We start from the raw sequence: 21,989 nt of genomic DNA, 5'->3' as shown, positions 1-21,989 counted from the left end.
ACAGTCTATTCCCCGCACCCCATTAACCTGCTATGATATGTTAGTTAGATAGCATTTTTTCTATATGATCCACCCTCTATTTGAAAACATATTATGAAACAAAAATCGCTTTCTTTATTCACTTACTTTGCAGCATTATTTGCTGTATCAAGTTTAATCAGCCAAACATCTTCCGCAAATGATACTGTTGTTCAAGTTGACAACTCTCGACCAGAAGAATCTTTCCGCCAACCAACAGCAATCAAACAAGAACAAATGCCTTCTCGAGCAAGTTCTCCGGCAATAACTACGCCTCAAAAACAGCAATTATCTATCACCCCAGAACAATTATTACAGCGCCCTGATTTATTAATCCGAGCATTAATTCCTGCATTAAGAAATAATGATATGCGGGTCACAGAGTTATTATTGCCAATTTATGAAAAATTACCTGAACAAGACCCTATTCTATTGAATTGGGCTCGCGCAATGGTGGCGAAAAAACAAGGTAGATTAAATGATTCCATCCGTTTATATCGTGAGGTGATTGCAGAACAGCCCAAAATACAGCCTGCACGCTTACAATTAGCAATTGTATTAATGCAAAACCGTGAATACGATGCCGCAAAAGATCAATTCCAACAATTACGTGCAGAAAATTTACCCCCACAATTAATACAAATTATTGATAACTACGTTAAGGCTATCAACGAGCAAGACAGCTGGAGCTTCTACAGTGGAGGCAATTATTTGAACGAGAAAAACGTGAATAATGCTCCCAAAAAAGGGACTAAAGCTGGCAACTTCACACCATCAAGTGAACCTGAAAGTGCAGAAGGAATCAGCTACTATTTCGGGATAAATAAAACTTGGTCAATTAAACATGGTTTTTTCACTGAATTTGATGCCGATCTAAATGGTAAATATTATTGGAATAACCGTAAATATGATGAAGTATCATTGCGTGGCGGTCTTGGTGTTGGTTATCGTAATGCTAAAACAGAAGTAAAATTCATCCCTTATTTAGAGCAATTTTGGTATGCTGGTGGTGAAAATGCCAAAAAAGATGCCCGTACGTTACACCGATACTCAAAAACCAGTGGCGTAGCTTTCGATATTAGCTATTGGTTAAACCCACATTGGAAAATCTCTACCGCACTTGAATACGGTGAACAGCGTTATCTCGATCCGAGACGTAGAAAATCCAACGGCAATTTCTATTCAGCAACAAATACATTGATATATTTCCCAAATAGCCAACAATATTGGTTTGCGGGCTTAGATTTTTATCGAAAAAACGCCCATTGGAAGGCAAATGCCTTTGATCGCCCTGCTGCACGTTTAGGCTGGGGACAAGAGTGGCCAAAAGGGATTTCAACCCGTTTACAGATCAGCTATGCAAAACGATCTTACCGTATGCCATCAGCACCTCAAAATGCAATTTTTGCACCAATTTTCTTTAAATTTGCGCAGAAAAATCAAGAATATGGTGTGAACCTAACTATATGGCATCGTAGTATTCACTGGCTAGGCATTACTCCTAAAATCACTTGGTCATACCAAAAAACCGATAGTAACAACCCATTTGCACGTTATGACCGCAACCGTGTTTATCTAAGTGTAAGTAAAAATTTTTAATTCTTCGTTAAAATTGCAAAAGGTTTCTGATCACTGAAACCTTTTTATTGCTCGTAAAGAATTTAGCCGACATCGAAACTATGTTAAAATGGTATCACTTTTTATTAATAATGCTCGATCATGTTAGATATTGTTTTATACGAACCTGAAATCCCACAAAATACAGGCAACATTATTCGCTTATGTGCTAATACTGGTTTTCGCCTACATCTAATTGAGCCACTTGGTTTTACTTGGGATGATAAAAAATTACGCCGTTCTGGCTTAGACTATCACGAATTTGCAGAAATTAAACGCCATAAAACTTTTGAGGCATTTTTGCAATCGGAACGACCAAAACGTTTGTTTGCCTTAACAACTAAAGGCACGCCAGCACACAGCCAAGTGCAGTTTGAGCTCGGTGATTATTTGATGTTTGGTCCCGAAAGTCGTGGAATTCCAATGTCAATTTTAAACAGTTTGGCAGCTGAACAAAAAATTCGAATTCCGATGACAGAAAATAGTCGCAGTATGAATTTATCTAACTCAGTAGCAGTAACTGTATATGAAGCATGGCGTCAATTGGGTTACGGTGGTGCTGTGAATTTAGTGCGTTAAAATTTAATAAAAAATCACCGCACTTATTATTCAATAAACATAAATAAAGAAGTCGCTGATATCTCAGCGACTTTTTCTGTTATTAATGCTGTAAAATTTGGTTCATTGCCATCTGTAATTGCTCTAACATTGCATAGCGCTTACGATACATTGAGCGCTTATTACTTGGGATACTTTCCATATCCTTCATTGTAAATTGTACGGGTAATTCCCAATAATCTTTCATCACACCTGCTGATTCAGAAAAAATAGCATCATAATCCACCACATAACGTTTACTTTGTACCAAACGAGATTTATTTTGATACTTATGCGGAATACCCAATAATTTGGTATAACCCAAAGCATTGGTTAACGCTTTCATTGACTCCACCATCAAATAGGCAGGGCGTAAACCATGGCACTTTTTCGTTAATAATTTTACTAAATCTTTTGATCCTTCAAAGTTCGGACCTTGAATCACAGCGATTAATAATGCATGCTCTACTTTGCCAAAAGTTAATAAATAAATAAGTTGATTCGTTGGTCTATAGCGTAATTCTAACGCCCAATAGCCTTCCATTGCTTGATGATAGTTTAAGCAAAGATATAGCTCAAAATCTTCAATCACCTCACCGAAACAAATTTCTTTCTCCCATAACTGAGGCAAATTAAGTATGGTCAATTTTTCAGGTAAAAAATGCAAGTTTTCACAAATAGAATCGAAACGTTGTTTAGTACTAAAGCGCTTATCTAAAAATCGATGTGCCAGTGGATAACTAAAACTTGGACGAGCATTCAATAAACTTGCCAATATTGGCTGCTGATTAACAAATTGCTCAAATCGCTTAATGTTACGATAATGCAATAGTGAGCGAAGATGAAAGCGAAAGCGTTTTAAACGATAGGATTTTGTACCTTGATCTGGATATAAACGAATAGGATCAGGCCATTGATATAATTTATTGGTCATAAAATTAGGATGATTAATAACAAAGAAGGGCTATTTTCGCACAAAATAGCTACTTTTTCATTTTTTTATGGCATTTTATAAGGTATTCTAAGCGATCTAAAGGAGCATCTATGTCTGATATTAAACTAAATTATCATAAAACCCACTTTCTCACTAGCGCACCCAATATTCGTGTATTGCCAGAAGATAGTGGCATTGAAATTGCCTTTGCTGGTCGCTCAAATGCAGGAAAATCCACCGCACTTAATGCCTTAACCAATCAAAAAAGTTTAGCTCGTACATCTAAAACCCCAGGGCGTACACAATTGATCAATTTATTTGAAGTTGAACCAAAATGTAAATTAGTTGACTTACCGGGTTATGGCTATGCTGCTGTACCAGAACAAATGAAAATCCAATGGCAAAAATCACTTGGTGAATATTTACAAAAACGTGAATGTTTAGCCGGCGTTGTAGTGCTAATGGATATACGCCATCCGCTTAAAGATCTTGACCAGCAAATGGTGGAATGGGCAATATCTGCAGATTTACCTGTACTGATTTTATTAACCAAAGCAGACAAGCTCAGCCAAAGCGCAAGAAGTAAGCAAGTAAAAATGGTACGTGAAGCGATTTTACCTTTCCAAGGTGATGTGCAGGTAGAAGCATTTTCAGCACAAAATAAAATTGGTATCGATCGTCTTGCAACAAAATTAGATAGTTGGTTTGCACCACTTTTCACTGAATAAAACTTGATTATTGCGATCTCGATCGTAAAAAAGTGTGGAACTCATTCAAAATAAACCGCACTTTTTTTATATTCCGTCAGTTGAATAAATTCGCTTACGGAGTAAAAAATGTCGCTCGCCATTGTTTATAGCCGCGCTTCTATGGGTGTTCAAGCCCCTTTAGTCACTATTGAGGTACATTTAAGTAACGGAAAACCGGGGTTTACCCTTGTAGGCTTGCCTGAAAAAACCGTGAAAGAAGCCCAAGATCGAGTACGCAGCGCCCTATTGAATGCACAATTTAAATACCCTGCTAAACGCATCACAGTTAACCTTGCTCCTGCTGATTTACCGAAAGAAGGAGGTCGCTTTGATTTACCTATTGCAATTGGGATGCTTGCTGCTTCAGGACAAATTGAACCACAAAAATTACAGCAATTTGAATTTGTTGGGGAATTGGCTTTAACAGGTGATTTGCGTGGTGTACATGGTGTAATTCCTGCTATTCTTGCAGGGCAAAAAGCAAAGCGCCATTTGATTATAGCCAGTCAAAATGCTAATGAGGCTTCATTAGTTTCCGATCAAGATACTTACTTTGCACAAAATTTATTAGAGGTTGTGAGTTTTCTCAATAATCGTTCAAACTTACCTTTGGCATCCAACATTACACAGCAAAGCACAGTGAATTCTTCCCAAAAACTGCAAAAAGATCTGACCGATATTATTGGTCAACAACACGCTAAACGAGCATTAACTATTGCTGCAGCAGGGCAACATAATCTGTTGCTTTTGGGTCCACCTGGAACAGGAAAAACAATGCTTGCTAGCCGTTTAACCTCATTGTTACCTGAAATGACTGACCAAGAGGCAATTGAAACTGCCTCTGTCACTAGCCTTATCCACAATGAATTAAATTTTCATAACTGGAAACAGCGCCCTTTTCGCTCTCCACATCACAGTGCTTCAACACCAGCATTAGTGGGAGGGGGAACGATCCCAAAACCAGGCGAAATATCCCTTGCACACAATGGTGTTTTGTTCCTTGATGAACTGCCCGAATTTGAACGCAAAGTGTTAGATGCCTTACGCCAACCGCTAGAAAGTGGCGAAATTATTATTTCAAGAGCCAATGCAAAAATTCAATTTCCTGCACGATTTCAATTAATTGCAGCTATGAACCCGAGCCCAACAGGGCATTATCAAGGCACACATAATCGCACATCGCCACAACAAATTATGCGTTATCTCAATCGTTTATCCGGACCGTTTTTAGATCGGTTTGATTTATCTATTGAAGTGCCATTATTACCGCAAGGTACATTACAAAATCAAACTGATCGAGGAGAAACTAGTGCACAAGTGCGTGAAAAAGTGCTGAAAGTACGTGAAATTCAACTAGCTCGGGCAGGTAAAATCAACGCCTACTTAACTAGTAAAGAGATAGAACGAGATTGCAGAATTAGCGATAAAGATGCGTTATTTTTAGAAAACGCCTTAACTAAATTAGGGTTATCAGTACGTGCCTATCACCGTATTTTAAAAGTCGCACGAACTATTGCTGATTTAAATGATGAATATCAAATTCAACAAACTCATCTTGCTGAAGCCCTTGGTTATCGTGCAATGGATAGACTTTTACAAAAATTAACAGCAATGTAATAAACTGTGATGGTGAAATTTGTTTAAAAATCACCGCACTTTTAGTATACGGTACACAATCCTCATCCTTACCTCAAAATATATCTATCGGTATCTCTTTATTTTTAAACATTTTTTAAATAAAAAAATAAAATTTACTTTCAAAATATTAATTTGATAATGATTATTTATTGCATTATTATTTTCGGATTATCAAAATTTTTTGAAAAATTCTAAATTTATAGGAAATTTATTTATGAACAAATCAAGAAAAGGATTGAGCTATATTTTGCCCTTAATTATCCCCTTCTGTGCATATGCGGAAACCACAGAATTAGATGTAATATCAGTAGAAACAGAAGCGTTTAAAGAAAAAGATAAAGTCTTTTTAAAACAATCTGCTAGCAGTACACGTACTAACTTTGAAACCTCAACCCAAAGTCTAGATACAGTGTTACGTTCCGTGCCTGGGGCATTCACTCAAATAGATAAATCCTCAGGGACTGTATCTGTCAATGTACGGGGAGGAACAGGGTTCGGTCGTGTCAACTCGATGATTGATGGTGTCAGCCAAACATTTTATGCCAGTTCTGCTGATGGAGGTAGTCGCAGTAGTAGTACGTCACAATTTGGTAACCTAATTGACCCTGGTTTTTTAAATAGCGTAGATATTGATCGTGGTTCTTTTGAGGGCAGTAGTGGTGCAAACACCTTGTTAGGATCTGCAAACTTCAAAACTATTGGTGTAAAAGATTTAGTTACCGAAGGAAGGCAAATTGGCTTTATGGGAAAATATTTGTGGGGAAGTAATGCCACAAAACCCCAAATTCTAGGCGCTGTCGCATTTAAACGAGATTTTGAAAAAGAACGTTGGATCGGCTTGTTATATGGCTTTAGTGAACGTCATCTTTCGCAAGATTATCGCATCGGCGGAGGTAGAAAAGTGACAGAAAGCTCCATTGATCTAACAGGGTTAGATGAAGATGATATTGAACAAACTGATACTTCACCATTTGATGCCGCTCATGTACGTCAAAGACCTATCAGTCACCTTGCCAAATTAGAATATGGTGATCATTATCAGCAAAGTACGCTTTCCTATCGACAATATCAAACTGGCGTGGGAGGGCGCTCAATTCAAAATAACAATTACCAAGTGAACTATAATTTTACATTACCAGATAGCTCATGGCTTGATTTTAATTTCTTAGCTGCACGTAATGAATCTTCACAAAAATACGCCAAAGGCGCAATGATTATTGGTAAACCATTATTAGAACCATTAACTGTCAATAATAAAGCCGATACTATCGATATCAACAATACATTCCGTTTTGAATTACCGTTTGAAACTGCGTTAAAAACACGTATTGGGCTTACGACTTTAAAAAGTCGTTACTTTAAAAACCGAGATCCGTCTGAGGAGTTAAATATTAACCTTGAAGATGAGGACAAACCTTATGATTTTGATTGCTTTGGATTAGGTTGTGTAAGAAAAAGTTTAGGAAAAGCAACATTTCAACCAAATGGAAAACAAAATATCATTACCTTTTATATTGATAATAATCTCAGCTGGAAAATATTGAGCTTTGATTATAATGTCAATCTTAGTCGATACTCATTAAAAGGAGAGCGTCTAAAATATTTACCTCAATATATCTCCGATACAAGTGCTGAAATTAATGTGTTATCTCGAAAAATAGCTCGAGAAAAAAATCCTGAAGTTCGTAAACAGCTGCAGACTCAAATTCAAGAACTTGAATCAAAACTTGCTTATATAAAACAGCATAACTGCGTGAGAACTTATGATGAGGATTTAGATGAATACTTAGAAGAATGTCGTGAAGTACATTTTACCTTACCAGATAGTAGTGCTGGAAAGATGTACAATTATTCTGCAACACTATCCGCTAATATTCATGATTTATTTACCCCTTTCATTAGTTATTCAAAAAGCCACCGTGCACCTAATATTCGAGAGGTCTTTTTCTCCAGTGTAAGTGACTATGGTGTAAACACCAATTTAAGACCTGAAAAAGCCAAAGTTATACAATTTGGGATTAATGGCTATCAAGAGAAAGTCTTTACCGATAATGATAAGTTAGGCTATAAAGTTGTTTATTATAATACTCATGTTAAAGATTTCATTTATAACTCAGATAATCGCCAGCCACTAGTAGCTGGTAAATTACGCTATCTGAATGATACGAATATTCTACATAAGAATTATCAACAACGAGTAAAAATGACAGGTATTGAAACAGAATTAAGTTATGACCTGGGAAATATTTATTTTAACCTAGCTTATGCGCGACAAAAAAATAATCAGCCTGTCTCATTCACAGATGGTAGTGCGAGAGGGAAAGGCGCAAGTGAAACGGAACGATTGTTACAAGGGTTCGGTGCAAGTAAAATATCTATTTTACCTAAAGATTATGGTTCATTAGAAATTGGTACTCGTTTTTTAGATGGAAAACTCAATTTTAGTGGTACTGCAAAATACTATGGTTCAAGTAAAAGAGTATTAAGTAAACCTTTAACAATAAAATCTGGAGATGCTCGTGATACAGTAAAAGAAAGAATTAGGGTAACTGAAGAAATACCAAAACAACCTATCATCGTTGATCTTCAAGTAAGCTATGAACCACTTAAAAACTTGGTGCTTAAAGCAGAAGTACAAAACGTATTTGATAAACGATATGTTAACCCATTAGATTCTAATAATGATGCAGCAAGTCAATCTGTATTTAATCTTGACCTATCAGATCAAACCATCAATGTGTTAAATAACTTTGCACGTGGTCGTACTTATGTCTTTACTGTAAGTTATAAATATTAATCTGGAATGCCCCTGAGTAATGGAACTGATTGAAAAGGGGCAACTGAGGTTGGTGCTGGTATATCGTTAAACAACAAGTTAAATGGTCTAGCTGGCACCACTTTTTCATTTCTCCATAAACTCCCTATCCCCACTAATTGCACATCTTTAGGCAAGTTTTTTAAACCGGCTTGCAACACAGCAACTGTATTTTTACGAGGATGACCAATCACAATAGCAGTTCCGTTTTTTTGTGCATAACGCACCGCATTTTGGAATTGACGTTGCACATCAGCGTATAAGTCGCTGTCATCTAAAAAAATATGACGATCTAAGGATTTCACACCATACTCTTTGGCAATTTTACCCGCCACGCTACGCCCAATTGTACGGCTATCTAAAAAGAATAAATGCTGCTCTTTTAGTGATCTCATTAGCTTTGTCATCAATGCACTGTCCGATGTTGCAGCACTGCCCATATGATTATTCATACCAATAGCGTGCGACACAATCCGTTTTGCCGTTTGCACCCGATCATTTACTTCATCTTGGCTTAAACCTAATTTCAAACCGCCGGTCTCTATTTTTTGCTGTCCTAACGGCTGCATTGGCATATGAATCAGCACATCGCGTCCTTGTTGCTTAGCTTGTTCATTGCGCTGACGAGCGTGGGGCGCAGAAGGAATAATCGCTACTGAAATTTCTGTCGGCATTGCATAAATCTGCGCATCTTCTTTTTGATGATAGCCAATATCATCAATCACAATGGCGAGTTTAGCTGACTGAGCCACCACCAATGGACTCAAAAATAGCGCAAAAACAACCGCACTTTTTTGCCAATGACGCACTAACTTTCTCATTTCAACCAACCTATTGGGTTAACAGCCACCCCTTTACGACGCACTTCAAAATAAAGTGCTGATTGAGATTGCCCTCCACTGCTGCCCACTTCTGCAATTTTTTGACCCGCTTTCACAAACTGTCCTTCTTTTACTAAGACGGATTGATTATAACCATATAAACTTAAATCGTGTTCACCGTGTTTTACAATCACCATCAAGCCATAACCTTGTAGCCAGTTGGCTAGAATCACACGTCCATCGGCAATACTTTTCACTGCGCTACCTTTACTTGCTCCAATCACGATTCCTTTCCAACGCAATTCTCCCATTTGTGTTGAACCAAAGCTATTGAGGATTTTCCCTGCAGTTGGATAAGCATATTGTTTTTTCGGCGTACCCAATCCACTTGAGCTTGCCATCAACTGTTTTTCTTGTGCAGTTGGTTTATAAGGTTTGTGTGTTTTCTTTTCTTCCGCTTGTTTTTTCTGAGCATAGGCCTCACGTTCGCGCTGTTCTTGCTGACGAGCAGCCTGTTCTGCACGTTCAATTTCTTGGCGCAATGCATTTTCATTGGCGCGCAACGTTTCCAAGCGATTTTCATCACGCGATAAATTACGATTCAGTTGATTTAAGGTAGATTGACGCTCTTGCTGTACTTTCTGCAGATCTTGTTGGTGTTTTTTCTGCTGGGATAACTGGCTTTGCTGCTCTTTTTGTTGCGATAAGATCGTAGCTTTTTCCTGTTCAAGTTGTGCTTGAGTGGCTTTGATATCTTCGATTAAATCCAAACGCGCTTGGTTCATATGTGCATAATATTGCTTCAGACGATCCGCATTTTTCGCATCTTCCGACAAAATTCTTTCCATCACAGAAGGATTTGCACCCGAACGATAGGCAGAGTCAAGCTGTTTCGCTAACTTTTGTTTTTGCTCTCGCTCTTGTTTTTCTAAGCGTTTAATTTGCTTTTCTGTTTCACTGATAATTTTACGGCTTTCTTTTAAATCTGTTTCAGTTTGGCGTAGTTGAGTCAGCACCTGATTAATTTGATTTTCTTGGTTTTTTAAATGCGATTGCAACTTTTGCTGCTCTTTTTTCTGTTCAGCAATTTTTTGTTCCTGTTGCTTAATTTGTTGCTGAATTTTTGAAAGATCATTCGCCAACACATTCACTGAAATGCATAAAAACCCACAACAAAGTGCGGTCAATTTTTTCAAATTTTTCGCCTGAGCCAATCTAAACCACATCAATAAATTTCCCTTAAAATCAATCTGACTAAATATACCATTATTTGTTCAACGGCTCTAAACCTAATTTTTAATTAAATGTTTGCGACAGATCAGAAAAGCACAGTATTTTCCTTTCAATGAAGACTGTTTTTTGCTATAACTTGCCTATCATTTTTGATTAACATTTGAGGAGATTTTCTATGGAATTGGTCTTTATTCGCCACGGTTTCAGTGAGTGGAACGCAAAAAATTTATTCACAGGCTGGCGTGATGTGAACTTAACTGATCGTGGTATCGAAGAAGCAAAATCAGCAGGTAAAAAATTACTTGAAGCGGGTTTTGAATTTGATATTGCATTCACATCTGTGTTAACTCGTGCAATCAAAACTTGTAATATCGTGTTAGAAGAATCTAACCAACTTTGGATTCCACAAGTGAAAAACTGGCGTTTAAATGAGCGTCACTACGGTGCATTACAAGGCTTAGATAAAAAAGCAACTGCTGAACAATATGGTGATGAGCAAGTACACATTTGGCGTCGTTCTTATGATATTTCTCCTCCAGATTTAGACCCACAAGATCCAAATTCTGCTCACAACGATCGTCGCTATGCTCATTTACCAAGCGATGTTGTACCAGATGCAGAAAACCTAAAAATCACCCTTGAGCGTGTATTGCCATTCTGGGAAGACCAAATTGCACCAGCATTACTTTCTGGTAAACGAGTACTTGTAACCGCTCATGGTAACTCATTACGTGCGCTTGCAAAACACATCGAAGGTATTTCTGATGCTGACATTATGGATTTAGAAATCCCAACTGGTCAGCCATTAGTGTACAAACTTGATGACAACTTAAAAGTAGTTGAAAAATACTACCTTTAATTACTAAACAGTAAGAGATAAGAAATCGGGGCAAGTGTCCCGATTTTTTTGTGTGAAAAAAGAAAAAGTGCGGTCATTTTCACCGCTCTTTTAATTTAACTAGCATACATTATGTAAACTGCGATGTAGCTCTTGCACTGAATACACATAGGAATCTGCCAAACGACTAACACTATCAGCAAGTGCTTCTGCACCAGCAAGTGTAGTTTGTAAAAAGACTTTCTGTTGCAAAGCACTACGACGGATTTCGTGTCCATCAGTAACAGTTTCTGCTAAACCACTTACCGTATTAATCACCATCGCAATCTCACCATTTTTAATTGCATCCACGATATTTGGACGCCCTTCACGCACTTTATGAATAATTTGTACAGCAATGCCATTTTCACGTAGAAATGTTGCTGTACCTAAAGTCGCACATAAACCATAGCCAGCCTCTTGTAATTGACGAGCGATAGGTAATAAACGTGGCTTATCCGCATCATTTACAGACAAGAAGACTTTTCCTGTTTTTGGAATACGTTCACCAGCACCTAGCTGTGCTTTTAAGAAAGCTTCAGAAAAGGTTTTGCCCACCCCCATTACTTCACCTGTTGAACGCATTTCAGGACCTAATACTGTATCCACTCCAGGGAATTTGATGAACGGAAATACTGCTTCTTTCACTGAATAGAACGGCGCCATCACTTCGTCTTGAATACCTTGCTCTTTTAGAGTGATGCCTGCCATCACACGTGCCGCAATTTTCGCTAATGGGCGACCAGTCGCTTTACTCACAAATGGCACAGTACGACTTGCACGAGGGTTGACTTCTAAGACATAAATTACGCCATCTTGTACCGCAAACTGCACATTCATCAACCCTTTTACCCCCAATGCAAATGCCATATCAGCAGTTTGACGACGAATTTCATCTTGCACTTCTTGGCTTAATGAATATGGTGGTAATGAGCAAGCCGAGTCGCCACTGTGAATCCCCGCTTGTTCAATATGTTGCATAATGCCACCAATCACAACATCTTCACCATCGCAAATACAATCTACATCCACTTCGATCGCATTATTTAAAAAGTGATCTAATAAGATTGGGCTGTCATTAGAAACTGAAACAGCTTCACGCATATAGCGCTTCAATTCCTCCACGTTATACACAATTTGCATTGCACGTCCACCTAATACATAAGAGGGGCGCACTACCAATGGATAACCAACTTCTTCAGCTAATTTCACCGCTTCCTCTGCATTGCGTGCAGTGCGGTTAGTTGGCTGCTTGAGATTCAATTTATGCAAAATTTGTTGGAAACGTTCGCGATCTTCCGCCGCATCAATGCTATCGGCTGAGGTACCAATAATATTCACACCATTAGCATATAAATCATTCGCTAATTTCAATGGTGTTTGCCCACCGTAATGCACAATCACGCCATATGGTTTTTCTACATGAATAATTTCTAGCACATCTTCCAACGTTAATGGTTCAAAATACAAACGGTCAGAAGTATCAAAATCTGTTGAAACTGTTTCTGGATTACAGTTCACCATAATGGTCTCAAAACCACTTTCACGTAATGCAAGTGAGGCGTGAACGCAGCAATAATCGAATTCAATCCCTTGACCAATACGATTTGGTCCTCCACCTAAAATCATAATTTTTTTCTTATCTGAAGGACGGCTTTCACATTCTTCCTCATAAGTCGAATACAGATACGCAGTATCCGAAGTAAATTCACCTGCGCAGGTATCTACACGCTTATAAACAGGGTGTAAATTTAACGAAATGCGTTTATTTCTAACCGCACTTTCTGTAGAGTTCGTTAATTGAGCAATACGTTTATCAGAGAAGCCTTTGCGTTTTAAACGACGTAATTCCGCATAATCCAACTCGTCTAACACTCGTTTTTCCAACGCTAACTCTTCTAAAACTAAATCCTGAATTTGAATTAAGAACCACGGATCAATTTTGCTGTAATGATGCACCTCATCTAACGTGAAGCCCACACCAAAGGCATCTGCGACATATAAAATGCGTGTTGGCCCAGGGTTTCCCAATTCTTGACGAATTTTCTCAAGATCTTCCGACATTAAATTAAAACCACAAATGCCCGTTTCTAAACCGCGCAAGGCTTTTTGCAATGACTCTTGGAATGTACGCCCCATCGCCATCACTTCGCCCACTGATTTCATTTGAGTAGTCAAACGATCATCGGCTTTCGGGAATTTTTCAAAGGCAAAACGTGGCACTTTAGTCACGACATAATCAATCGAGGGTTCAAAAGAAGCAGGAATTAATCCGCCTGTAATATCATTACGCAATTCATTTAAGGTATAACCGACTGCTAATTTCGCTGCCACTTTCGCAATTGGGAAGCCTGTCGCTTTTGAAGCAAGCGCAGAAGAACGGCTTACACGTGGGTTCATTTCAATCACAATCATTTCACCATTTTGTGGATTAATCGCAAATTGTACGTTTGAACCACCGGTATCTACACCAATCTCACGTAACACCGCAAGGCTGGCATTACGCATAATCTGATATTCTTTATCGGTTAAAGTTTGCGCAGGTGCTACGGTAATAGAATCTCCCGTATGCACACCCATTGGGTCAAAGTTTTCAATCGAGCACACGATAATGCAATTATCAGCTTTATCACGTACGACCTCCATTTCATATTCTTTCCAACCCAAAACGGATTGCTCAATCAATAATTCGTGAGTTGGCGAGGCATCAAAGCCACGCTCACAAATCGCATAAAACTCATCTTTGTTATAGGCAATACCACCGCCAGAACCGCCCATTGTGAAAGACGGACGAATTAAGGTTGGGAACCCCACTTCCGCTTGCGCTGCCCAGGCTTCATCAAAGGTATGACAAACAAAAGATTTTGGTGTGCTTAAGCCAATTTTTTCCATCGCTTCTTTAAAACGACCACGATCTTCCGCTTTATCAATGGCATCTTCAGTCGCACCAATCAGTTCTACATTGTATTTTTTCAACACGCCATTTTTCGATAAATCTAGTGCGCAGTTCAACGCAGTTTGACCGCCCATTGTTGGCAAAATAGCATCTGGACGTTCTTTTTCAATAATTTTCTCAACCGTTCGCCACTCAATCGGCTCAATATAAGTCACATCCGCCATATTCGGATCAGTCATAATCGTCGCAGGATTTGAGTTCACTAAGACGACTTTATACCCTTCCTCACGCAGCGCTTTACAGGCTTGTGCCCCCGAATAGTCAAATTCACACGCCTGCCCAATCACAATTGGACCCGCGCCGATAATTAATATGGTGTTTATATCTGTACGTTTTGGCATTTTTGTTCTCTCTCTGTAAAACGATTAAAAATTTAACCGTACGTTTTTTCTTTTAAATCAAGCAAGGTTTCTGCACATTATTTTTTCAATTTAACATACATTTGAGCTTGACCACTTTCTGATACATTTCTCATTGAACATTCGAAAATATCGTCATGTTTTTTCACAAGATCACTTAATTTCTTACATCCATAATTTCTTGGATCAAAATCAGTTTCTAACAAACCCCATTGTTGTCCTAATAATCCTAATTGGATCCAATCACTTTGTTGTTCAAAAATTTTCTTCAATGTCTCTATAGGAATTGGCTTCACTGATGAAATAGCTGTAGCTGTTTCCTCTGGTTTAGAGACATTACTCATTTGGTTAACCTCATCATTTACCTGACTTGGCTCATCATCATGTAAATTCTCAACATAGATAAAACGGCTACATGCATTACGAAAAGCTAAAGGCGTTTGTTTTTTTCCAAAGCCATAAACAGTAGCCCCATGTTCTTTTAAACGAATAGCCAAAGCCGTAAAATCGCTGTCACTTGATACGATACAGAAACCATCAAAACGGTTCGTATATAACAAATCCATTGCATCAATTATCATAAAACCATCTGTTGCATTTTTACCCGTAGTAAATGCAAACTGTTGCATTGGTTTAATCGCATATTGATTAATTGTTTCTTTCCATTGACCATTAGTAGAAACAAAATTTCCATAAATCCGCTTAACTGTCGCTTCACCATATTTTGTTACTTCTTCTAATATTGCTTTAATATCTCTAGCAGATGCGTTATCAGCATCAATCAACACAGCTAAACGTTTTGTACTTTCTTCTATAACATTAAAACTTGTCTTAATTTTCGACATAATTCCTCCTCTCCTTAATAGTACAAGCTTGCTAGTTCTTGTATTTATAAAATTGATTATTTATTACCACTTACTTAATATTATCACTCGGCACAAAAAACTCACCATTCCCTACTGCAATCACTTCACCGCCAACATAAATGGTTTCGGATTCGTCAACACTTAATGTTAAACGGTTTGGACGTTGGATTTCATCGCCTTGGGTAATTTTCCAATTCAGTGGCGTTAAGCCATTTTTTATGCATAGTCCACCTAAATTTGCAGCTGCAGATCCTGTGCCTGGGTCTTCCACAACTGCACCATTTGAGCCAAAAAATAACCGCACTTTGGCTTGGTTATGTTCTTCAAACCACACATACAAAGCAGATTGTTGAACAAGTTGATGAAAAAGTGCGGTGTCAATTTGGCAAGTTTTAATAGCGGAAGCAGAATTCAGTTGGATAAGCAGTTGCTGACTCCCCGTATTCACCCAAGCAATTTGAGCGATGTCAGCTGGCTGCAAACCCAATAGTTTTGCATATAAAAGGGGATCGTCCTTGATAGTTTGAATCTGAATATCCGTATTCAAACCAAAAATAATCTGCTTTTGTTGATGATAAATCTCAATCAATCCTGCATTTGTTTGCAGTACATATTGATCGGGTAAACCTAATTGACGATGTAGTACAAACGACGCACCAATCGTAGGATGACCCGCAAAAGGTAGCTCATAATCAGGGGTAAAAATTCGTAATTTTTTCACCGCACTTAGCTGCTCGGCTTGATGCACAAATACCACCTCGGACAAATTAAATTGTCGTGCAATCAGCTGCATTTGCAGATCATTTAAACCATCTGCTTGCGGAAAAACAGCCAACGGATTACCACCAAAATGGCTTTCAGCAAAAACATTGACGAGTTGATATGGATAAGGTGTTAACATCATTAAGCCTCCGTTTCAGATGCAAAGTGCGGTCATTATTTGATAAATTTTGCGTAGATAAGATCATTTTTGTGCTCCTCTACGCAAAGTTCATTTTTTATTAATGATGTGCAGCGTAAGTCGATAATTGACTTAAATTTGCTTTACGCATTTCATTAATAAATTTATCAAATAAATAAGCAACATCGTTTGGGCCTGGACTTGCTTCTGGGTGCCCTTGAAAAGAAAAGGCAGATTGGTCAATCAACTCAATCCCTTGTACCGAATGGTCAAATAAAGAGCGGTGTGTTACACGCACATTACTTGGCAAACTAGCTTCATCCACCTCAAAACCATGGTTTTGGCTTGTAATCAAAACTTTTTGAGTATCTAAATCTTGCACTGGGTGATTTGCACCATGGTGACCAAATGCCATTTTCTTGGTTTTTCCGCCTGCGGCCAAGGCAAGCAATTGGTGACCTAAGCAGATACCAAAAATCGGCTTTTTTGATGCAAGTAAGGTTTTAATCGCAGAAATCGCATAGTCACAAGGTTCTGGATCACCAGGCCCATTGGATAAAAAGATACCATCTGGATTGAGCGAGAGTACTTGTGCTGCAGGGGTTTTAGCAGGCACAACAGTAATACGACAACCACGCTCAGCTAGCATTCTTAAAATATTGTGTTTTATGCCAAAGTCGTAAGCCACAATATTAAATTCAGGCTGTGTTTGTTCAACAAAGCCTTTTCCTAACCTCCACTCACCTGATGACCAAGAGAATGAGTCGTTGCTCGTTACCTCTTGAGCTAAATCTTTACCCGCCATTGAGCCAAAACTTTTAGCCAATTCAAGAGCTCTTACCTCATCAATTTCACCTGTCATAATGCAACCTGCTTGTGCACCTTTATCACGTAAAATTCGGGTTAAACGGCGAGTATCAATATCTGCGATAGCAACCACATTATTAGTTTGTAAGTAATCACTTAGACTAACTTCCGAACGGAAGTTACTGTGTAATAAAGGCAAGTCACGAATAATTAATCCCGCGGCATATACACTATTTGATTCACAATCTTCTTGATTTGCTCCAGTATTGCCAATATGAGGATAGGTTAATGTCACAATTTGTTTAAAATAAGAAGGGTCGGTGAGGATTTCTTGGTAGCCAGTCATTGAGGTATTAAAAACGACTTCGCCAATGGTGTGACCTTTTGCACCAATGGATTTCCCGTAGAAAACACTACCATCAGCTAATACGAGAATTGCTGGTTCAGACATAAAAAACTCCTAATTTGTTTCGGTTGAACACTTACAAATGTTCATTAACCACAACTTAGTAAAACTTATTTAAAACTGACCGCACTTGGCTAATGAGAAATGAAATAAGCCACTAAATCGTGTCTGAATATCAACTTCTGATGAGAATTTCTCTAACCAAAAATTAAACCTCGCAATTCTAATGGACAATGTGTAACTATTCAAGTTATTTTCGCAAACGATTAAATGAATATTTAACAAATATAACTGCATATAAATGCAATTATATGTGAATTTTTTATTCAGATATAAAGTGTTTTGTAGTTAATCATTAACTTGCTAAAATGAAGTGTCTTTTAACCTGACAGAGAAAAAGTATGAAAAAAACACACTTTCTTGCAACACTTGCTTGTACTTCACTTTTATTAAGTGGCTGTACAACTATCGATCAACAAACAGGGGAACGTAAAGATCCTCTTGAGGGATTTAACCGCGTGATGTGGGACTTTAACTATAAAGTTGTTGATCCTTATGTACTAAAACCTGTTGCAAAAGGTTGGAAAGAATATGTACCAACGCCTGTTAAATCAGGTTTAACCAATGTTGCAAATAACCTAGATGAACCAGCAAGCTTCGTAAACCGTATGCTATCTGGTGATTTTCAAAAAGCAATGGTTCACTTTAATCGCTTCTGGATTAACTCTGTATTTGGTATTGGCGGGTTAATTGATGTCGCAAGCTACAGCGATCCACTTAAGATTAAAAATCAAAGTCGCTTTGGTGATACGCTTGGTCGCTATGGCGTAGAAACAGGCTCATATGTGATGCTACCTTTCTACGGAGCTGCTACTCCACGTCAAGATATTGGTAATCTAGCCGACACAACTTATCCAATGTTATCTTTATTAGGTCCTTGGACGTTGCTAAAATCAGGCGTACAAATCATCGATGGTCGTGCTAAAGCATTAGATAAAGAAGCATTATTAGAACAATCACAAGATCCTTATATAACCTTCCGTGAAGCGTATTTCCAAAATTTGGAATATCGCATTAAAGATGGAAAAACAGGTGCACCAAAACAGGATCTTTCACAAGATATTTTAAACGAAATCGACTAGAAGGAATAAATTATGGAAATGACTTCAACTCAACGTCTTATTTTAGCAAACCAATATAAATTGATGGCACTATTAGATATCGAAAATGCTAAAAAATACCAACGCTTAGAAGCTATTGTTAAAGGTGGTTTTGCACTAGAGTTAAAGGAATTAGATAAAGAATTTTCTGATATTTCAGAAGCAGAATGCCAAACTGTACTAGATACACTTGAAATGTATCAAGCATTACAAATTTCTTATGACAACTTAAATGATAAAACGGCATTAACACCACACCGCCTACAATTTGCAGGTTATTGTGCTGTACGTGAGAAAAAATATCTTAACTACTTGCGCTTTATTACGGGAGTGGAAGGTAAATATCAAGACTTTATGCGTTGTGAACATGGTTGTGACTCACAAGTACCAATGTGGGATAAGTATACTCGTATGCTAGATGCTTGGCGCGCCTGCCCACATGGATATCATTTAAGTATGACGGAAATTCAAAACATCTTAAATGCATAAAAGTTAGGGTAAAATATACCGCACTTTGAGAGAGAACTTAGGTTCTCTCTTTTTATTTGTGCAGAAGATATCAGAGAACAAAAAATAAACTATTACATCACTTATGAAAAAGCATATACTATTTACAAATCATCCAAAATATAAGGAATGCCCTATGAAAAAAATAACACTCATTACCTTATTATTCTTTGTTAGTGCTGCTACAGCCAATAATGTTGTAGAAGATATAGACTATCAACAAGAAGAACCCATTTTCTACTGTAAAGCGCCTAACAAAAAAATTATTCAATTAACCAAATATGAGGAAGTCTATATTTATCGTTTCGGTAAAAACCTTGATAAACCAGAGATTAGACTCGAAAATCATATTGAAGATGTAAAACGAACCAGTGAAACTCAAAACGGATTTGAAACTAAACGTGCCTATGAGTTAACAACTGGGCCTTATATTTATCGTATATTTTCTGGTATTCCTAAAGTTCCTGAAGAGAATGGTGTTGAAGTATTCAAACATAGAAAACGAATTGCAAGGATCGAATGTTCTGGATATGTCCATATTTTTGAGTGACACTAAAAACTAGCCCTCTTTTATTTCATCTCTACTCTTTTTTTCATCTTTTACAATTTCCACCGAACACAAAAAAACCTCAACTATCACTAGTTGAGGCTCTCTCTAAATCAAAACCTGGCGGTGACCTACTCTCACATGGGGAAACCCCACACTACCATCGGCGTAACAGCGTTTCACTTCTAAGTTCGGCATGGAATTAGGTGGGTCCACTGCACTATCGCCGCCAAGATATCCCGTTGATGTTATCTTATTGTCTTTGTTCTTTAATTCGAAACAAGCTGTCTAATGAGTCTTTCCAATTTTCGTCTGCGTTATTGCTTTGCTTAGCGTCTCTCACCTACACCCAAAAACACTTGAGCGTTGTATGGTTAAGCCTCTCGGGCAATTAGTACTGGTTAGCTCAATGTATCACTACACTTACACACCCAGCCTATCTACGTCGTAGTCTCCAACAACCCTTACTGACTTTAAGTCAGGGATGACTCATCTCTTGGCAAGTTTCGTGCTTAGATGCTTTCAGCACTTATCTCTTCCGCATTTAGCTACCCAGCAATGCCTCTGGCGAGACAACTGGCACACCAGTGATGCGTCCACTCCGGTCCTCTCGTACTAGGAGCAGCCCCAATCAATCATCCAACGCCCACGGCAGATAGGGACCGAACTGTCTCACGACGTTCTAAACCCAGCTCGCGTACCACTTTAAATGGCGAACAGCCATACCCTTGGGACCTACTTCAGCCCCAGGATGTGATGAGCCGACATCGAGGTGCCAAACACCGCCGTCGATATGAACTCTTGGGCGGTATCAGCCTGTTATCCCCGGAGTACCTTTTATCCGTTGAGCGATGGCCCTTCCATTCAGAACCACCGGATCACTATGACCTGCTTTCGCACCTGCTCGACTTGTCTGTCTCGCAGTTAAGCTTGCTTCTACCATTGCACTAACCTGACGATGTCCGACCGTCATTAGCAAACCTTCGTGCTCCTCCGTTACGCTTTGGGAGGAGACCGCCCCAGTCAAACTACCCACCAGACACTGTCCGAGACCACGTTCCGCAGTCTTCGTTAGAACATCAAACGTTAAAGGGTGGTATTTCAAGGACGACTCCACAAGCACTGGCGTGCCTGCTTCTTAGTCTCCCACCTATCCTACACATCAAAATTCAATGTTCAGTGTCAAGCTATAGTAAAGGTTCACGGGGTCTTTCCGTCTAGCCGCGGGTACACCGCATCTTCACGGCGATTTCAATTTCACTGAGTCTCGGGTGGAGACAGCCTGGCCATCATTATGCCATTCGTGCAGGTCGGAACTTACCCGACAAGGAATTTCGCTACCTTAGGACCGTTATAGTTACGGCCGCCGTTTACTGGGGCTTCGATCAGGAGCTTCTCTTTCGATAACACCATCAATTAACCTTCCAGCACCGGGCAGGCATCACACCCTATACGTCCACTTTCGTGTTTGCAGAGTGCTGTGTTTTTAATAAACAGTTGCAGCCAGCTGGTATCTTCGACTTACTTCACCTTCGTCCGCAAGGGACTACAATTACGGTAAGCGCACCTTCTCCCGAAGTTACGGTGCTATTTTGCCTAGTTCCTTCACCCGAGTTCTCTCAAGCGCCTGAGTATTCTCTACCTGACCACCTGTGTCGGTTTTCAGTACGGTTTAGATAAACCTGAAGCTTAGTGGCTTTTCCTGGAAGCGTGGTATCAGTTACTTCAGTGCCGTAGCACCTCGTCATCAGCTCTCAGTGTTAAGAAGACCCGGATTTGCCTAAATCTTCCACCTACTACCTTAAACGACCATCCAACAGGTCGATAACCTAACCTTCTCCGTCCCCACATCGCAGTTTATCCAAGTACGGGAATATTAACCCGTTTCCCATCGACTACGCTTTTCAGCCTCGCCTTAGGGGCCGACTCACCCTGCCCCGATTAACGTTGGACAGGAACCCTTGGTCTTCCGGCGAACGAGTTTTTCACTCGTTTTATCGTTACTTATGTCAGCATTCGCACTTGTGATACGTCCAGCAAACCTCTCGATTCACCTTCATCCGCTTACACAACGCTCCCCTACCCAACAGATTTACATCTGATGCCGCAGCTTCGGTGCTATATTTTAGCCCCGTTACATCTTCCGCGCAGGCCGACTCGACTAGTGAGCTATTACGCTTT

Annotated in this window: 16 protein-coding genes and 2 rRNA genes (1 of these 18 cut by a window edge); 9 read left to right on the top strand and 9 right to left on the bottom strand. The window is 39.0% G+C overall.

What is annotated here, in order from left to right; translation table 11 throughout:
- The first annotated feature begins 93 nt into the window (after positions 1 to 93).
- Entirely contained in the window at positions 94 to 1,617 is a 1,524-nt protein-coding gene (locus tag CKV78_RS08985) for a surface lipoprotein assembly modifier (protein WP_005765581.1), read from the top strand.
- A 120-nt stretch (positions 1,618 to 1,737) separates the two neighbouring features.
- On the top strand, positions 1,738 to 2,214 hold the full coding sequence (gene trmL / locus CKV78_RS08980; protein ID WP_005765583.1) for a tRNA (uridine(34)/cytosine(34)/5-carboxymethylaminomethyluridine(34)-2'-O)-methyltransferase TrmL: 477 nt from the start codon (positions 1,738 to 1,740) through the stop codon (positions 2,212 to 2,214).
- 82 nt (positions 2,215 to 2,296) lie between these two features.
- Here trmL and CKV78_RS08975 read toward each other — a convergent pair whose 3' ends face one another.
- Complete coding sequence (locus CKV78_RS08975; RefSeq protein ID WP_005765585.1) at positions 2,297 to 3,166, bottom strand: VirK/YbjX family protein; 870 nt, start codon at positions 3,164 to 3,166, stop codon at positions 2,297 to 2,299.
- A gap of 110 nt (positions 3,167 to 3,276) precedes the next feature.
- On the opposite strand from CKV78_RS08975, the gene yihA reads away from it, so the two are divergent.
- The 3 genes from yihA to CKV78_RS08960 all read left to right on the top strand — a co-directional run bounded on the left by yihA (position 3,277) and on the right by CKV78_RS08960 (position 8,350).
- On the top strand, positions 3,277 to 3,894 hold the full coding sequence (gene yihA, locus CKV78_RS08970) for a ribosome biogenesis GTP-binding protein YihA/YsxC (RefSeq protein ID WP_005765587.1): 618 nt from the start codon (positions 3,277 to 3,279) through the stop codon (positions 3,892 to 3,894).
- Between the two features lie 108 nt (positions 3,895 to 4,002).
- A complete protein-coding gene (locus tag CKV78_RS08965) occupies positions 4,003 to 5,532 on the top strand; it encodes a YifB family Mg chelatase-like AAA ATPase (RefSeq protein ID WP_032855716.1) in 1,530 nt (509 codons plus the stop codon).
- Between the two features lie 235 nt (positions 5,533 to 5,767).
- Positions 5,768 to 8,350 (top strand): TonB-dependent receptor domain-containing protein, encoded by a 2,583-nt coding sequence (locus CKV78_RS08960; RefSeq protein ID WP_005765591.1) that lies wholly within the window; start codon positions 5,768 to 5,770, stop codon positions 8,348 to 8,350.
- Here CKV78_RS08960 and CKV78_RS08955 read toward each other — a convergent pair.
- A complete protein-coding gene (locus tag CKV78_RS08955; protein ID WP_005765593.1) occupies positions 8,347 to 9,189 on the bottom strand; it encodes a divergent polysaccharide deacetylase family protein in 843 nt (280 codons plus the stop codon). The two genes, CKV78_RS08960 and CKV78_RS08955, sit on opposite strands and share 4 nt — an antisense overlap.
- The gene (gene envC, locus CKV78_RS08950; protein WP_005765595.1) at positions 9,186 to 10,415 is read right to left on the bottom strand and encodes a murein hydrolase activator EnvC; all 1,230 of its coding nucleotides are present in this window, start codon (positions 10,413 to 10,415) and stop codon (positions 9,186 to 9,188) included. The genes CKV78_RS08955 and envC overlap by 4 nt, the downstream gene beginning before the upstream one ends.
- Positions 10,416 to 10,597: 182 nt before the next feature.
- Between envC and CKV78_RS08945 the strand changes: the two genes are divergently transcribed.
- Complete coding sequence (locus CKV78_RS08945) at positions 10,598 to 11,281, top strand: 2,3-diphosphoglycerate-dependent phosphoglycerate mutase (protein WP_005765597.1); 684 nt, start codon at positions 10,598 to 10,600, stop codon at positions 11,279 to 11,281.
- Between the two features lie 99 nt (positions 11,282 to 11,380).
- On the opposite strand, the gene carB is transcribed toward CKV78_RS08945, so the two are convergent.
- The 4 genes from carB to carA all read right to left on the bottom strand — a co-directional run bounded on the left by carB (position 11,381) and on the right by carA (position 17,639).
- Complete coding sequence (gene carB / locus CKV78_RS08940) at positions 11,381 to 14,596, bottom strand: carbamoyl-phosphate synthase large subunit (protein WP_005765599.1); 3,216 nt, start codon at positions 14,594 to 14,596, stop codon at positions 11,381 to 11,383.
- Between the two features lie 77 nt (positions 14,597 to 14,673).
- Entirely contained in the window at positions 14,674 to 15,459 is a 786-nt protein-coding gene (locus tag CKV78_RS08935; RefSeq protein ID WP_005765601.1) for an NYN domain-containing protein, read from the bottom strand.
- Positions 15,460 to 15,529: 70 nt separating this feature from the next.
- Positions 15,530 to 16,381 (bottom strand): PhzF family phenazine biosynthesis protein, encoded by an 852-nt coding sequence (locus tag CKV78_RS08930; RefSeq protein WP_032855721.1) that lies wholly within the window; start codon positions 16,379 to 16,381, stop codon positions 15,530 to 15,532.
- Positions 16,382 to 16,481: 100 nt separating this feature from the next.
- Positions 16,482 to 17,639 carry a glutamine-hydrolyzing carbamoyl-phosphate synthase small subunit gene (gene carA / locus CKV78_RS08925; protein ID WP_005765605.1) on the bottom strand — a complete coding sequence of 386 codons (1,158 nt, stop codon included), beginning with the start codon at positions 17,637 to 17,639 and terminating at the stop codon, positions 16,482 to 16,484.
- 356 nt (positions 17,640 to 17,995) lie between these two features.
- On the opposite strand from carA, the gene CKV78_RS08920 reads away from it, so the two are divergent.
- The 3 genes from CKV78_RS08920 to CKV78_RS08910 all read left to right on the top strand — a co-directional run bounded on the left by CKV78_RS08920 (position 17,996) and on the right by CKV78_RS08910 (position 19,811).
- Entirely contained in the window at positions 17,996 to 18,736 is a 741-nt protein-coding gene (locus CKV78_RS08920) for an MlaA family lipoprotein (RefSeq protein ID WP_005765607.1), read from the top strand.
- Between the two features lie 12 nt (positions 18,737 to 18,748).
- A complete protein-coding gene (locus tag CKV78_RS08915) occupies positions 18,749 to 19,243 on the top strand; it encodes a YfbU family protein (protein ID WP_005765609.1) in 495 nt (164 codons plus the stop codon).
- A 154-nt stretch (positions 19,244 to 19,397) separates the two neighbouring features.
- Positions 19,398 to 19,811 carry a hypothetical protein gene (locus CKV78_RS08910; RefSeq protein WP_032855717.1) on the top strand — a complete coding sequence of 138 codons (414 nt, stop codon included), beginning with the start codon at positions 19,398 to 19,400 and terminating at the stop codon, positions 19,809 to 19,811.
- 115 nt (positions 19,812 to 19,926) lie between these two features.
- Here CKV78_RS08910 and rrf read toward each other — a convergent pair.
- A 5S ribosomal RNA gene (gene rrf / locus CKV78_RS08905) occupies positions 19,927 to 20,042 on the bottom strand.
- Positions 20,043 to 20,178: 136 nt separating this feature from the next.
- Positions 20,179 to 21,989 (bottom strand): 23S ribosomal RNA (locus CKV78_RS08900) (it continues 1,085 nt past the right edge of the window).

Origin of the sequence: Pasteurella dagmatis (genome assembly GCF_900186835.1) — a bacterium.
GTDB classification, from domain to species: Bacteria; Pseudomonadota; Gammaproteobacteria; order Enterobacterales; family Pasteurellaceae; genus Pasteurella; species Pasteurella dagmatis.
The sequence above is the reverse complement of the archived record's forward strand: the minus strand, read 5'-3'. Positions and strand labels throughout refer to the sequence as shown.

Bases quoted from the DNA above. Each gene is read 5' to 3' on its own strand.
- envC (WP_005765595.1), bottom strand. From the start codon at position 10,415: ATGTGGTTTAGATTGGCTCAGGCGAAAAATTTGAAAAAATTGACCGCA.
- CKV78_RS08965 (WP_032855716.1), top strand. From the start codon at position 4,003: ATGTCGCTCGCCATTGTTTATAGCCGCGCTTCTATGGGTGTTCAAGCC.
- CKV78_RS08915 (WP_005765609.1), top strand. From the start codon at position 18,749: ATGGAAATGACTTCAACTCAACGTCTTATTTTAGCAAACCAATATAAA.
- yihA (WP_005765587.1), top strand. From the start codon at position 3,277: ATGTCTGATATTAAACTAAATTATCATAAAACCCACTTTCTCACTAGC.
- carB (WP_005765599.1), bottom strand. From the start codon at position 14,596: ATGCCAAAACGTACAGATATAAACACCATATTAATTATCGGCGCGGGT.
- CKV78_RS08935 (WP_005765601.1), bottom strand. From the start codon at position 15,459: ATGTCGAAAATTAAGACAAGTTTTAATGTTATAGAAGAAAGTACAAAA.
- CKV78_RS08945 (WP_005765597.1), top strand. From the start codon at position 10,598: ATGGAATTGGTCTTTATTCGCCACGGTTTCAGTGAGTGGAACGCAAAA.
- CKV78_RS08975 (WP_005765585.1), bottom strand. From the start codon at position 3,166: ATGACCAATAAATTATATCAATGGCCTGATCCTATTCGTTTATATCCA.
- CKV78_RS08955 (WP_005765593.1), bottom strand. From the start codon at position 9,189: ATGAGAAAGTTAGTGCGTCATTGGCAAAAAAGTGCGGTTGTTTTTGCG.
- CKV78_RS08960 (WP_005765591.1), top strand. From the start codon at position 5,768: ATGAACAAATCAAGAAAAGGATTGAGCTATATTTTGCCCTTAATTATC.
- CKV78_RS08920 (WP_005765607.1), top strand. From the start codon at position 17,996: ATGAAAAAAACACACTTTCTTGCAACACTTGCTTGTACTTCACTTTTA.
- CKV78_RS08910 (WP_032855717.1), top strand. From the start codon at position 19,398: ATGAAAAAAATAACACTCATTACCTTATTATTCTTTGTTAGTGCTGCT.
- CKV78_RS08985 (WP_005765581.1), top strand. From the start codon at position 94: ATGAAACAAAAATCGCTTTCTTTATTCACTTACTTTGCAGCATTATTT.
- CKV78_RS08930 (WP_032855721.1), bottom strand. From the start codon at position 16,381: ATGTTAACACCTTATCCATATCAACTCGTCAATGTTTTTGCTGAAAGC.
- carA (WP_005765605.1), bottom strand. From the start codon at position 17,639: ATGTCTGAACCAGCAATTCTCGTATTAGCTGATGGTAGTGTTTTCTAC.
- trmL (WP_005765583.1), top strand. From the start codon at position 1,738: ATGTTAGATATTGTTTTATACGAACCTGAAATCCCACAAAATACAGGC.